Genomic DNA, 13039 nt, shown 5'->3' with positions numbered 1-13039 from the left:
GCGCTGGGCCCGGTGCTTCCTCACCCCTCCCCTGCGGGGCCTGCGCCGGAGACCGAACCGGCCTTCTCCGGCACGGCATCACCCGCAGGGGCGTCGCCGCGGCCGTAGTGGTGCGTGGTGAACATGTAGAGCAGGCCGGTGCCCAGCACGACCGCGCCGCAGAGCAGCACGATCCAGTTCTCCCACCACGGCTTCTCCGGGGTGCGGGCCCAGCAGATGTTGATGATGGCGAAGATGCCGTAGGCCAGTGCCCCGATGTTCACCGCCGTGCCCCAGCGGCCCAGGGTGAACTCCCCCGCCGGACGCCAGCCCTTGAGCCGGGCGCGCAGCGCCGCCAGGACCACCATCTGGAACGAGGCGTAGATGCCGAGGATCGCGAAGGAGACGATGTTGGTGAGGGCGTCCTCGGAGGCCAGTGAGGCGAAGGCGATCAGCAGCGGCACCGCCGCGGAGACGAACAGCGCCCAGCTCGGCACCGCGCGGGCGTGGACGAAGCGCCGCAGCAGCCCGTGCCCGACGATCATCTCGTCGCGCGCGTAGGAGTAGATGAGCCGCCCGGCCGCGGCCTGGAGGCTGATCGTGCAGGACAGGAACGAGATCAGCACCACGGCCATCACCGCCCGCGCCCCGGCCGCGCCCATGGCGTCGTACAGCACGTCCACCACCGGGTCGGCCTGCTCCCCGGAGATGACCGCGTTGTAGTCGGTGACCGACAGCAGCAGCGACATGCAGGTGAACGTGGCCGCCGCGCCGCCGATGTAGATGGTGCGGCGCATCGCCCTGGGGATGACGCGGCCCGGGTGCTCGACCTCCTCGGCGGTGTCGCCGCACGCCTCGAAGCCGTAGTACTGGTAGAAGCCGATGATGGCGGCCCCCAGGAACACCGGCAGGTAGGAGCCGTTCCCCTCGGTGCCGTAGGTGTCGAAGATGACGCCGATGTTGTGGTGGCGGTGCGTGGACAGCAGGTAGATGCCGACGACGAGGGCGCCGATGAGTTCTCCGGCGAATCCGATGACGGCGGCCGCCGACAGGGCCTTGGTGCCCATGTAGTTGATGAGGACGGCGATGACGATCAGGACGGCGGTGCACAGCACAGTGGTGTGCACGGTGGGGTCGAAGCCGAAGAGGATGGCGATGTAGGGCCCGGCCCCGTAGGCGACCGAGGTGATGGTCACCAGCAGCGCCCACATGTACACCCAGCCGGTCATCCACGCCCAGCGCTTGCCCCACAGCCGTCGCGCCCACGGGTAGACACCACCGGCGATGGGGTACTGCGCGACGACCTCGCCGAAGATCAGCGCGACCAGGAACTGGCCGCAGCCGGCGAGCACGAACGCCCAGATCATCGGTGGGCCGCCCTCGGCGAGCGCGGTGCCGAAGAGGGTGTAGGTGCTCACCACCGGGGAGAGATAGGTGAAGCCGAGGGCGAAGTTGGCCCAGGGGCCCATGTCCTTGCGGAACTCGGAGCCGGGCTCCCCCGACGGGACGCCGGACGCCGGTGCGGGAGGTGGTGTGCCGGTCACGGCCGGGACCTCCGTCCCGCGGTGATCAGGTCGGCGGCCCGTTCGGCGGCGAGCAGCACGGTCACCATCGGGTTGATCGTGGGCATCGTCGGGAACACCGACGCGTCGACGATCCGCACCCCGTCGAAGCCCCGGAGTCTCAGCTCGGGGTCGCAGACGGCCAAGGGGTCGTCCGCGGCGCCCATGCGGCAGGTGCCGGCCGGATGGTAGACGGTGTGGGCGGCGCGGCGGCCGTACTCCGACAGGTCGGCGTCGGAGACGACGTCCGGGCCGGGCGCCACCTCGCGGACGAGCCAGTCCCGCAGCGGCTCGGTCGCGGCGACCTCGCGCGCCACCTTCAGACCGTCCACGATGGTGCGCTCGTCGTGGCCCTCGGGGTCGGTGAAGTACCGGAAGTCCAGGGCGGGGTGCTCGGCGGGGTTGTTGCTGCGCAGCCACATGCGGCCTGTGGAGCGGGCCCGCGGCACGTTCGGCGTCATGCAGACCCCGTGGCGCGGTACGGGGTAGCCGAGGCGTTCGGTGTTGACCGTGAACGGCACCTGGTAGAAGTGGAACATCAGGTCTGGGCGCGGCCCGCTCTTGTCGCGGCGCAGGAACAGGCCGGCGTCGGAGTCCATCGCGGAGTTGGGCGGCAGCGGTCCCGCGGTCTCCCAGACGATCACCGACTCGGGGTGGTCCAGCAGGTTCTCCCCGACGCCGGGCAGGTCGGCCCGTACCGCGATGCCCAGGGCGCGCAGGTCGTCGGCCGGTCCGATGCCGGAGAGCATCAGCAGGCGCGGGGTGTCGATGGCGCCCGCGCACAGCAGGAGTTCGCGCTCGGCGCGCACGGTGGCGGGTTCGCCGTCGGCGCCCCGGACGGCGACCCGGGTGAGCCGGCCCGCCGCGTCGGGGAGCAGCCGGTGGGCCCAGGTCTCCAGTTTCAGCGTGAGGTTGGGCCGGTCCAGCACCGGGTGGAGGTAGGCGACGGACGCGGAGGAGCGCAGGTTGCCCTCCGGCTGGTAGGCCAGCGAGAAGAAGCCGGTGCCGTCGGCGAAGGGTTCGGCGTTGAAGTCGTCGACGACGGGGACGCCGAGGGCCCGGGAGGCCGCGGTGACGAAGTCCCGGGCGATGGGGTTGCGGTCGGCCTCGGCCACCGGGACGATCTGCGTGAGCAGCCGGTCGCGGTAGGGCAGGATCGTCGCCGGGTCCCAGCCGGAGCAGCCGTGGCCGACCCAGTCCTCGAGGTCCTGCGGCAGCGGCAGGAAGCTGATCAGGGTGTTGTGCGAGGAGCAGCCGCCGAGCACGCGGGCCCGGGAGTGCAGGATGTGCGAGTTGCCGCGCGGCTGCTCGACGGTGGTGTAGCCGTAGTCGAACTCCGAGTCGAGCAGGTTGATCCAGTTGCGCAGGCGCAGGATGCGCTCGTCGCCGACATCACTGGGGCCGCCCTCGATGACGCAGACGCGGCAGTCGGGGTCCTCGCTCAGCCGGGCGGCGAGCACGCAGCCGGCGGTGCCGCCGCCGACGATGACGTAGTCGTAGGCGGACTCGTCGCCGTGCGCGGGAGTGGTGGCCATGCGGTGCCTTTCTTCGGTGGCCTGTGCGTGGCGGGCAAAAGGCCCTTCATCGGTGGTCGTGCGTCGCGAGCGAACGGCCTTTCATCGGTGGCCGTGCGTCGCGAGCGGACGGCCCTTCATCGGTGGCCGTGCGTCGCGAGCGGACGGCCCTTCATCGGTGGTCGTGCGTCGCGAGCGGACGGCCCTGTGTCGACGGCTTGTGCGCCGCGGGCCGAATCCGCGGGCGGGCAGCCCCGCTTCGGCACGTCGTGGATCGGGTCGGCCGGCCATGGAGGTGGTGCCGGTGGGCCGGCGCCGGTCAGCCCTTGAACCAGCCGGAGGGGGCGGGGGCGAGGTTCTGGTAGATGTGCTTGGCCTCCTGGTACTCGCGCAGTCCCGTGGGACCGAGTTCGCGCCCGACGCCCGAGCGGCCGAAGCCGCCCCACTCGGCCTGCGGTACGTAGGGGTGGAAGTCGTTGATCCACACGGTTCCGTGCCGCAGCCGCTGTGCGACGCGCTGGGCGCGGCTCGCGTCCGAGGTCCACACGCCGCCGGCCAGGCCGTAGCGGGTGTCGTTGGCCAGTTCCACCGCCTCGTCCTCGCCGCGGAAGCGCTCGACGGTGACCACCGGGCCGAAGACCTCCTCCTGCACGATGCGCATGGACCGGTCGCAGTCGGCGAAGATCGTCGGCAGCAGGAAGAACCCGCGGGCGAGGGCCGGGTCGTCGGGGCGGATGCCGCCGGTGACGAGCCGGGCACCCTCCTTCTTGGCCACGGCGATGTAGCCCTCGACCTTCTCGCGGTGCTCGGCGGAGCTGAGCGGGCCGCTCTCGGTGCCCTCCTCCAGGCCGTTGCCGAGCCGGATGGCCCGGGCGCGCTCGGCGTAGGCCTCGACGAACCGGTCGTGCAGCGCGTCCTCGACGAGCAGGCGCGAACCGGCCGAGCAGACCTGCCCGGAGTGCAGGAAGGCGGCGTCCAGGGCGTAGTCGACGGCGGCGTCGAAGTCGGCGTCCGCGAAGACGATGTTGGGGTTCTTGCCGCCCAGTTCCAGGGCGATGTTGCGGGGTCCCTCGGCGGCGGCGACCATGATGGCCCGGCCGGTGTGCAGGCCGCCGGTGAAGGAGACCAGATCGACGTCGGGGTGGCTGGTCAGGGCCGCACCGACGGTCGCCCCGGAGCCCAGCACGAGGTTGGCGACGCCGGGTGGGGCGCCGGCCTCCTCGATGAGCCGGATCATGGCGATCGTGGTGAGGGGCGTGGTCTCGCTGGGCTTCAGGACGAAGGTGTTGCCGGCGGCCAGGGCCGGGGCGACCTTCCAGGAGGCCTGCAGCAGCGGGTAGTTCCAGGGGGCGATGAGCGCGCACACGCCGACCGGCTGGTAGACGACGCGGCTGAGGACGTCCGGGCCGACGTCGACGACCCGGCCGCCGTCCTTGCCCGCGAGTTCGGCGAAGTAGCGGAAGGCGTTCGCCACGTCCTCCACGTCGATGCGGGACTCGGTGAGCGTCTTGCCGGTGTCGAGCGTCTCGGTGCGGGCGATGTCCTCACGGTCGCGCAGCAGCAGGTCGTGGACGCGCAGCAGGAGGTCGGCCCGACGGCGGGAGGGGGCGTTCGCCCAGTCCTCCTCGGCGAAGGCGCGCCGGGCGGCGCGCACGGCGCGGTCGACGTCGGTGGCGTCGGCCTCGTCGACGGTGGTGACGACCGAGGCGTCGTAGGGGTTGACCACCTCACGCCGGCCACCGGCCACCGCCTGCGTCCACTCGCCGTCGATGTACAGCTCACCCACCGCGGGCCCTCCTTCGCGTCCGGCCGGAGCCCGATCGGCTCGACGATCAGCAACATGGCCCATCGGGCGGGCGGCGGCCACGGGGCACACCGCCGCGACGGTGTCCGGGCGGCCCAGAGGACCCGGGTGGGCTAGTCGCCAGGCTCCAGGTCTGCGCACGCGAGGGCGCCGGGGCCGACGCCCGGCTCGCACGCCCGGGAGGCACCAGATGCTTCATGCCGACGCATCTCGGTCCATCACCCCTTTTGCGTACCGCATTTGTCCCCGGCCACCGGCCCGGGACGCCGCCGAGCTGAAGCGGAACGTCACATACCGACAACACTCCGTCCGGATCGTGAACGAGGCATGGTGTTTTCGGGAGCGTGTCACATACAAACAACATATGCTCTGGGTTCTTTTCCTGCTGGCGGCCTGGGCCGTGGCCGGCACGGCGTGCACGCGCCTGTGCCTGGCCGCCGTACGCGCCGCGGCCGTGGACGCGGACACCGGTCCGGGTCGTGAACTCACGTTGTACGAGGCCGCGTTCCTCTCCGGCGGCCCCCGCCGGGTCGCCGACGTCACACTGGTCGCGATGGCCCGTCAGCGCCGGCTGCTCCTGGCGCACACCGGCTGGGCGACGGTCGTCGACCCGCGCGGGCGGGACGAGATGGAGCGGTCGGTGATAGGAGCCATCGGGCCGGAGGGGCAGTCCCGGATCGCGCCGGTGCGGTCCACGGCCGCCGCGGCCGACGCGGTGCGCGGGATCGCCGAAGGGCTGGTGCGCGCGGGGCTCGCGGTGCCGGACAGTGCCCGTACGACGGTCGCGACGGCCGTCCGGCAGGTCCGCGTGGCAGCCGTCGCCGTCCTGGGGCTGGGCGTGGCCGCGCTGCTGACGCCGGCTCCGCCGGACATGCCGCGGCATCTGGTCGCCCTGTGGTTCGCGCTGCCGCTCACCCTGACCCTGAGCTGCCTGGCCGTCGCGCGGGTCGAGATCCACCCCTACTCGCACTGGGCCTCCCCGGCCGGGCGGCAGTTGCTCGGCACGCTGACCCGGACCGCGGACGGCACCGCCGACGACCGCACGTACCTCACCTCGGTGGCCGTGCGCGGCGTCAGCGCGATCGGCGAACCGGACCTGCGCGCCGCGTTCGCACACCGCGGCTCGCACGACTGACCGACCGGGACAGGCGCACAAGGGGCATGCGGCCCGACACCGGCGGACGGTGCTTGCCTTCCTCCCTCACCGAACGAAACATCCCTTTGGTCGCCACCGTGCACCGAAGGGATACGCATGAGAGCCGTCCTCCTCTACTCGGCCGCCGGGTCCTTGCTGCTGAGCACCCTCACCGCGGCCCCGGGCACCGAGGACCCGACGGGTGCGGCGGAGCGGCGCGGCACCGCCGTGGCGGCCGCCCGGGCCGAAGCCGCCGGTGTCGACTTCGGCCCCTGCCCCGACGCGCAGGACCTGCCCGGCAGCATGCAGTGCGCATCGGTGCGCGTCCCGCTGGACTACGCCCGCCCGGACGGCGAGCAGATCGAACTCTCCGTCAGCAGGGTCCGGGCCACGGGGAAGGACCCGCACCACGCGAAGCGGACGGTCGGGCGGCAGGGCGCCCTGGTCCACAACCCGGGCGGCCCGGGCGCCACCGGCCTGTACTTCCCGCTCATCGGCCTGCTCCCCGAGTGGAAGCGGATCGCGGCCGCGTACGACCTCGTCGGCTACGCCCCGCGCGGGGTCGGCCGTTCGGCGCCGCTGTCGTGCACGGACCCGAAGCGGTTCTTCGAGAGGCCCTCGCAGGCACCGGCCCACCCCTCGGAGTCGTACAAGAAGGAGCGCATCGCGCGGGCGAAGGCGTACGCGCGCGGCTGCGCCGAGCGCGTGGGCGGCGCCCTGCGGCACTACCACTCCCTCAACAACGCCCGCGACCTCGACGTGTTGCGTGCCGCGCTCGGCGAGGAGCGGCTGACCTTCATGGGCTCCTCGTACGGAACGTACTTCGGTGCCCTGTACGCGACGATGTTCCCCTCGCACGTGCGCCGGATGGTGTTCGACTCGGTGGTCCACCCCGGCCCCCGCCGGATCTGGTACCGCAACAACCTCGCCCAGTCGGCGGCGTTCGAGCGCCGCTGGTCGGACTTCCGGACCTGGGTCGCCCGCCACCACGACGTGTACGGGCTGGGCTCGACCGCGCGGGAGGTGCTGCGCAGCTACCAGCGGGCGAGCGCGCGGCTGGCCGCCGAGCCGGCGGGCGGGAAGGTCGGACCGGGTGAGTTGCAGGGGGCCTTCCTGCAGGCCGGGTACTACGACGACCAGTGGCCGCACCGCGCGCACGCGCTGTCGGCGTACCTCAGGGGTGACCCGAAGCCCCTGGTCGAACAGGCGGAACGGCAACCGGAGGCGGCGGCCGAAGCGGAGAACTCACGGGCGGCGTACCTGGCCGTCGAGTGCAACGACGCCCCCTGGCCCACGGACTGGACGGTGTGGGACCGGGACAACACCCGGCTGGCGCGGATGGCGCCCTTCGAGACCTGGGACAACGTGTGGACGAACCTGCCGTGCGCCTACTGGCGGGCGCCCCGGCAGCGACCGCTCGATGTCGGCGCCGGGCCGGGCGAGCTGCCGCCGACGCTGATCCTGGCCGCCGAGCGGGACGCCGCCACCCCCTACGACGGCGCCCTCGACCTCCACGGCCGTCTGGCGGGCTCGGTCCTGGTGACGGAACGGGACGCCGGATCCCACGGGCTGGCCGGCGGCCCCAGCGCCTGCGTCAACGACCACCTGGAGGCATACCTGCTGGAAGGGCGGCTGCCGGGACGACGCACGGACTGCGCCCCGCACACCGAGCCGAAACCGACCGCCCCGGCCACCGAGCCGGGACCGACCGCCCCGCACTCCGAGCCGGGACCGACGGCCCCGCACCGAGCCGGGGCCGGGGCCCACGGAGGCGTCCGCTGACTCAGGCCAGCGAGGCGACCAGCTCGGCGATGTCCTTGCGGCGGCCCGTGTAGAACGGCACCTCCTCGCGCACGTGCATACGGGCCTCCGAGGCACGCAGGTGACGCATGAGGTCGACGATGCGGTACAGCTCGTCGGCCTCGAAGGCGAGGATCCACTCGTAGTCGCCGAGGGAGAACGAAGCGACGGTGTTGGCGCGCACGTCGGGGTAGCCACGGGCCATCTTGCCGTGGTCGGCGAGCATGCGGCGGCGGTCCTCGTCGGGCAGCAGGTACCAGTCGTAGGAGCGCACGAAGGGGTAGACGCTGACGTAGTTGCGGGGCGTCTCGTCGGCGAGGAACGCCGGGATGTGCGCGCGGTTGAACTCGGCGGGGCGGTGCAGCGCCATGTTCGACCAGACGGGCTCCAGGGCGCGGCCCAGCTTGGTGCGGCGGAAGAGGTTGTACGCCTCCTGCAGCGCGTCGCTGGTCTCCGCGTGCCACCAGATCATGAGGTCGGCGTCGGCGCGCAGGCCCGAGACGTCGTAGGTTCCGCGAATGGTCACGTCCTTGGCGGCGAGCTGGTCGAACAGCTCCTGGACCTCGTCGGCGTACCCGGCGCGGTCCTCGGGGAGGACGTCCTTCAGCTTGAAGACGGACCAGAGCGTGTAGCGGATGACCTCGTTGAGGTCCTTGGCCAGCTTGCCCTTGTTCGGGATCCTGCCGGACTCGGGGGTAGGGGCGTCGTTGCTCATGGCCTCATTCTCCCGCTCCGCCGTGCAGGCTCTGCACCGGGTGGGCGGTGAGCTCCTGCACAGCGACCGGGGCACCGTGGATCCGGTCGACGGCGGCGTACGCGCTCGCGATGCAGGCGGGGATGCCGACGCCGTCGTACGCGGCGCCGCAGACGGCGAGGCCGGGGAGGCGGGCGATGTGCTCGCGGATGCGGGCCACGCGCGCGTGATGGCCGACGGGGTACTGGGGCAGGCCGTCGTCCCAGCGGGTGACGTGGGTGGCGACGGGTGTGGCGTCGAGGCCGGTCGCGGCCTTCAGGTCCTGCCGGGAGACGTCGGCCAGCTCGCTGTCGTCGCGCTCGAGGATCTCCGTCTCGCCGTACCGCCCGACGGAGGTGCGCAGGACGACCAGATCGGGGTTCTCGTCGGCGATCCAGCCCCATTTCTGCGAGGCGAAGGTGGACGCCTTGATGGTCCGTCCGTCGACCGGCGGCACGAGGAAGCCGCTGCCGTCGGGCAGGGCCGTCTCCGCACGGCGGTAGGCGAGGGTGACCAGGGCCATGGAGGCGTACTCCACGCCGTCGAGCTCGGCGGCGGCCCCGGGGTTCTCGGCGCGCAGCAGCCGGGCGGCCGCGGCGGCCGGCGCGGCGACGACCACGGCGTCCGCGAGCCACTCGCGCTCACCGGAGACGACGTGCCAGCCGCCCTCGGGGGTGCGGCGCAGCCCGGTCACGGACGTCCCCGTGAGGATCTCGCCCCCGCGGGCCCGGACCGAGTCCGCCACCGCGAGGGGCAGGGTGCCGATGCCGCCCTGGATGCCCATGAAGACCGGACCGGTCTGCTGAGCGGCGGCCGCCTTGGCCTGGAGCTCGCGGACCCCTGCCGTCAGGGAGGTGTGGGTCCGGGCCACCTGGAAGAGCTGCGGAACGGCCGAACGCATGGAGATGCGGTACGCGTCGCCCGCGTACACCCCGCCCAGCATGGGCTCCAGCAGGCGGTCGACGACCTCGCGGCCGAGACGCCGCGCCACGTACTCCCCGACCGCCACGTCGTCGCCGACCTCGGTACGGGGCAGCTCGGCGTCGCGCCCGATGCGGGCGAGGCCCTCCTCGGACACCACGCCGGCCAGGGCGGACGCGGTGCCGGGCACGCCCATCACATGCCCCTTGGGGAAGGGGCGCAGGGCGCCGCGGGTCCACAGCGAGGCCGTCGCCGTGGCCGGTGGCCGGAGGCGGTCGGCGAGGCCCACCTCGCGGGCGAGGGCCACGGCCTCGGGGCGGCGGGCCAGCATCGACTCGGCGCCGAGGTCCACCCGCGCGCCCGCGACCTCCCCGGGCAGCAGCTTGCCGCCGACCCGGCCGGAGGCCTCCAGCACGGTCACCCGCGCCCCGCGGTCCAGCAGCCGGTGCGCGGCCGCCAGCCCCGCGATGCCCGCCCCGACGACGACGACCCGCCCTTGCACTTCGCGCATGCCCCCAGCTTCTCAGACCCCTCCGGCAGCGCCGCCGCGCCCCGGTGTCCTTCACGAGTTCCGACCGTGACCGCATCGGAACCGTCCCGGGCCAAACGATCGGCGCCTGTCCGGCGTCGAAGAAGCGTCAGCAGAATCGACCCCCGGGGGATGCCCGCATGCGCACACGACGACCCGTACGACACCCCGTCCCGGCCCTGTCCGCGCTCCTGCTCGCGGCCGCCCTCGCCCTCACGGGGTGCAGCGCCGGGGACGACGCCTCGGGCGGCAGCGGCTCCGCCGCCGACAAGGGGGCGGCCGGCAGTGCCGTCTCGGGGGAGGCCGCCCCGGGCGGCACCGGAAGCGACGCCAAGGCCACGGCGCCGCCGAAGCTCACCCCGAACCACATCATCCGCACGGCCTCCCTGACCGTGCAGGTCAAGGACGTCCCGAAGGCACTGGACCAGGCCCGCACCGGCGTGGAGAACGCGGGCGGCTACGTCGGCAACGAGACGACCACCCGGGACTCCGAGGGCCGTGAGCGGACCCGGGTCGTGCTGCGCGTGCCCGTCGAGAAGTACGACGAGGTCCTCGCCGGGCTGGAGGGCTCCGGCAAGCTCCTCGACCGCAGCGCGAAGGCCGAGGACGTCACCGACCAGGTCGTGGACGTGGAGAGCCGGATCAGGACGCAGCGCGCCAGCGTGGCCCGGATCCGCGAGCTGATGGACCAGGCCACCAAACTCAGCGACGTGGTGACCCTGGAGGGCGAGCTGAGCACCCGCCAGGCCGACCTGGAGGCACTGCTCGCCCGGCAGAAGTCACTGAAGGACCGCACCAGCCTGGCCACCATCACCCTGTCGCTGTCCGAGACCCCGGTGAAGAAGGAGGCGAAGGACGGAGACCCGGGGTTCGTGGACGCGCTGGCGGGCGGCTGGAGCGCCTTCGTGACGATGCTGCGCTGGCTCGCGGTGGCCTTCGGCGCGGTCCTGCCGTTCGCGGCGGTGGCCGCGCTGCTCGTCTGGCTGTGGCTGCGCGTCGTACGTCCCCGTCTGCCGCGCCGCCCCGCGCCCGCGCCCACGGCGACCGCGCTGGGCCCGCTGCCCACGGCCCGGCCGGCGCCGGAGTCCGCGCAGCCGGGAAGGCCGGGTGAACGGGACTGAAATGCCCTGCTCCCGTAGCGTGTTCGCATGGACAAGAGCCGTGCACGGGAGCGACTGGTCGTCATCGGCGGTGACGCCGCGGGCATGTCCGCGGCGTCCCAGGCGCGCCGCCGGAAGGGCCCCGGCGAACTGGAGATCGTGGCGTTCGAACGGGGCCACTTCACGTCGTACTCGGCGTGCGGCATTCCCTACTGGGTCGGCGGCGACGTCACCGACCGGGACGAGCTCGTCGCCCGCACTCCCGAGGAGCACCGCGCCCGGGACATCGACCTGCGCCTGCGCACCGAGGTGACGGAACTCGACCTCGACGGGCAGCGGGTACGCACGCGTGACGTCGACTCCGGCGAGGAGTCCTGGACGTCGTACGACAAGCTCGTGATCGCCACCGGCGCCCGGCCGATCCGGCCCGACATGCCCGGGGTGGACGCGGCCGGGGTGCACGGGGTGCAGACACTGGACGACGGCCAGGCGCTCCTCGACACGCTGGAGGGCACCCGGGGCCGCCGCGCGGTGGTGGTCGGGGCCGGCTACATCGGCGTGGAGATGGCCGAGGCGCTCATCAAGCGCGGCTACCGGGTGACGGTCGTCAACCGCGGCAGCGAGCCCATGTCGACCCTCGACCCCGACATGGGCCGTCTGGTGCACGAGGCCATGGAGGGCCTGGGCATCACGATGGTGAACGACGCCGAGGTCACGAAGATCCTCACCGGTGACGACGGGCGGGTCAGAGCGGTGGCCACGCAGGAGGGCGAGTACCCGGCGGACGTCGTCGTGCTCGGCATCGGCGTCCGCCCCGAGACGGCCCTCGCGAAGGCCGCCGGTCTCCCCCTCGGCCCGCACGGCGGTCTCCTCACGGACCGCTCGATGCGGGTGCGCGGCCAGGAGAACATCTGGTCCGGCGGCGACTGCGTCGAGGTCCTCGACCTGGTCTCGGGCCAGGAGCGGCACATCCCGCTCGGCACGCACGCCAACAAGCACGGCCAGGTCATCGGCACCAACGCCGGCGGCGGCTACGCCACCTTCCCGGGCGTGGTCGGCACGGCGGTCAGCAAGGTCTGCGACCTGGAGATCGCCCGCACGGGCCTGCGCGAGAAGGACGCCCACAGCGTCGGGCTCCGCTTCGAGTCGGTCACCATCGAGTCGACCAGCCGCGCGGGCTACTACCCGAACGCCTCCCCCATGACGGTCAAGATGCTCGCCGAGCACGGCACGGGCCGCCTCCTCGGCGTCCAGATCGTCGGCCGGGAGGGCGCGGGCAAGCGGGTCGACATCGCCGCGGTCGCCCTCACGGCGGGCATGACGGCGGAACAGATGACGGCCCTGGACCTCGGCTACGCACCCCCGTTCTCCCCGGTCTGGGACCCGGTCCTGGTGGCGGCCCGCAAGGCGTCGGTGAAGGTGCGCCGTTCCTTGTGACCCGGGGCGGGATCGTGCCCTGAGGGGCGCGGGGCTGTATATGTGCGGCTCCGCCGCGTGGGCGCGAACGGCCACGACGGGCCGGCACCCGGCAACGCACCCGCACCCCTACGGCGAATCCCTTACGCCGTCCCCGCCGTACCGGTGATCCGGTCGATGGCCTGACGGGCCTGCTCCGCCGGCGGCCGCGACGGCAAGGACGACACCGACGCCGGCGCGGCCGTCACCGCCGGCGGCTGCTCCCCCGCCGGCTTCGCGTGCGACGCCACGCGGGTCGACCGCAACCGGTGGCTCACCGCCTCCTCCAGCGTCACGGGCCGCCGCAACTGGGTGGCCAGCCGCCCCGCCTCCTGGCCGAGGCGGGCCACGTCCTCCCAGGGCAGCCGCACCACCAGCGTCAGCTCCGCCTCACCGTCGGGCAGGGCGTGCATCGCGGGGGTCACTCGGTCGTTCATCGCCTGTTCCTCACGTCGGCCCCGCGACCCGCCTTCCCCGCGCCGCGGGCGGTTGCCGACACATACGCAC

General features: G+C 73.1%; 10 protein-coding genes. 4 read left to right on the top strand and 6 right to left on the bottom strand.

What is annotated here, in order from left to right:
• Positions 1-20: 20 nt before the first annotated feature.
• The 3 genes from ACFCXS_RS28500 to ACFCXS_RS28490 all read right to left on the bottom strand — a co-directional run bounded on the left by ACFCXS_RS28500 (position 21) and on the right by ACFCXS_RS28490 (position 4841).
• The gene (locus ACFCXS_RS28500; protein WP_376646194.1) at positions 21-1523 is read right to left on the bottom strand and encodes an APC family permease; all 1503 of its coding nucleotides are present in this window, start codon (positions 1521-1523) and stop codon (positions 21-23) included.
• Complete coding sequence (locus ACFCXS_RS28495) at positions 1520-3076, bottom strand: GMC family oxidoreductase (protein WP_376646193.1); 1557 nt, start codon at positions 3074-3076, stop codon at positions 1520-1522. Before ACFCXS_RS28495 ends, ACFCXS_RS28500 begins: the two co-directional genes overlap by 4 nt.
• Before the next feature lie 298 nt (positions 3077-3374).
• Complete coding sequence (locus ACFCXS_RS28490; RefSeq protein WP_376646192.1) at positions 3375-4841, bottom strand: aldehyde dehydrogenase family protein; 1467 nt, start codon at positions 4839-4841, stop codon at positions 3375-3377.
• 382 nt (positions 4842-5223) lie between these two features.
• On the opposite strand from ACFCXS_RS28490, the gene ACFCXS_RS28485 reads away from it, so the two are divergent.
• Positions 5224-5994: a TIGR04222 domain-containing membrane protein gene (locus ACFCXS_RS28485; RefSeq protein ID WP_376646191.1), complete on the top strand. Its 771-nt coding sequence runs from the start codon at positions 5224-5226 to the stop codon at positions 5992-5994.
• A gap of 117 nt (positions 5995-6111) precedes the next feature.
• Positions 6112-7776: an alpha/beta hydrolase gene (locus tag ACFCXS_RS28480; protein WP_376646190.1), complete on the top strand. Its 1665-nt coding sequence runs from the start codon at positions 6112-6114 to the stop codon at positions 7774-7776.
• Between the two features lies 1 nt (position 7777).
• Here the strand turns inward: ACFCXS_RS28480 and hemQ are convergent, their stop codons facing one another.
• Positions 7778-8509 (bottom strand): hydrogen peroxide-dependent heme synthase, encoded by a 732-nt coding sequence (gene hemQ, locus ACFCXS_RS28475; RefSeq protein WP_104778326.1) that lies wholly within the window; start codon positions 8507-8509, stop codon positions 7778-7780.
• A 4-nt stretch (positions 8510-8513) separates the two neighbouring features.
• Positions 8514-9959 carry a protoporphyrinogen oxidase gene (gene hemG, locus ACFCXS_RS28470; protein ID WP_376646189.1) on the bottom strand — a complete coding sequence of 482 codons (1446 nt, stop codon included), beginning with the start codon at positions 9957-9959 and terminating at the stop codon, positions 8514-8516.
• A gap of 158 nt (positions 9960-10117) precedes the next feature.
• On the opposite strand from hemG, the gene ACFCXS_RS28465 reads away from it, so the two are divergent.
• Together ACFCXS_RS28465 and ACFCXS_RS28460 are read left to right on the top strand one after the other, a co-directional pair.
• Complete coding sequence (locus tag ACFCXS_RS28465) at positions 10118-11098, top strand: DUF4349 domain-containing protein (RefSeq protein WP_376646188.1); 981 nt, start codon at positions 10118-10120, stop codon at positions 11096-11098.
• 27 nt (positions 11099-11125) lie between these two features.
• Entirely contained in the window at positions 11126-12514 is a 1389-nt protein-coding gene (locus ACFCXS_RS28460) for an FAD-dependent oxidoreductase (protein WP_376646187.1), read from the top strand.
• Positions 12515-12636: 122 nt separating this feature from the next.
• Here ACFCXS_RS28460 and ACFCXS_RS28455 read toward each other — a convergent pair whose 3' ends face one another.
• Positions 12637-12969 carry a hypothetical protein gene (locus ACFCXS_RS28455; protein ID WP_097221496.1) on the bottom strand — a complete coding sequence of 111 codons (333 nt, stop codon included), beginning with the start codon at positions 12967-12969 and terminating at the stop codon, positions 12637-12639.
• Positions 12970-13039 lie beyond the last annotated feature (70 nt).

It is taken from the genome of Streptomyces sp. NPDC056373, assembly GCF_042262425.1.
Taxonomy (GTDB): domain Bacteria; phylum Actinomycetota; class Actinomycetes; order Streptomycetales; family Streptomycetaceae; genus Streptomyces.
This window is presented reverse-complemented; position numbering and strand designations above follow the sequence as displayed.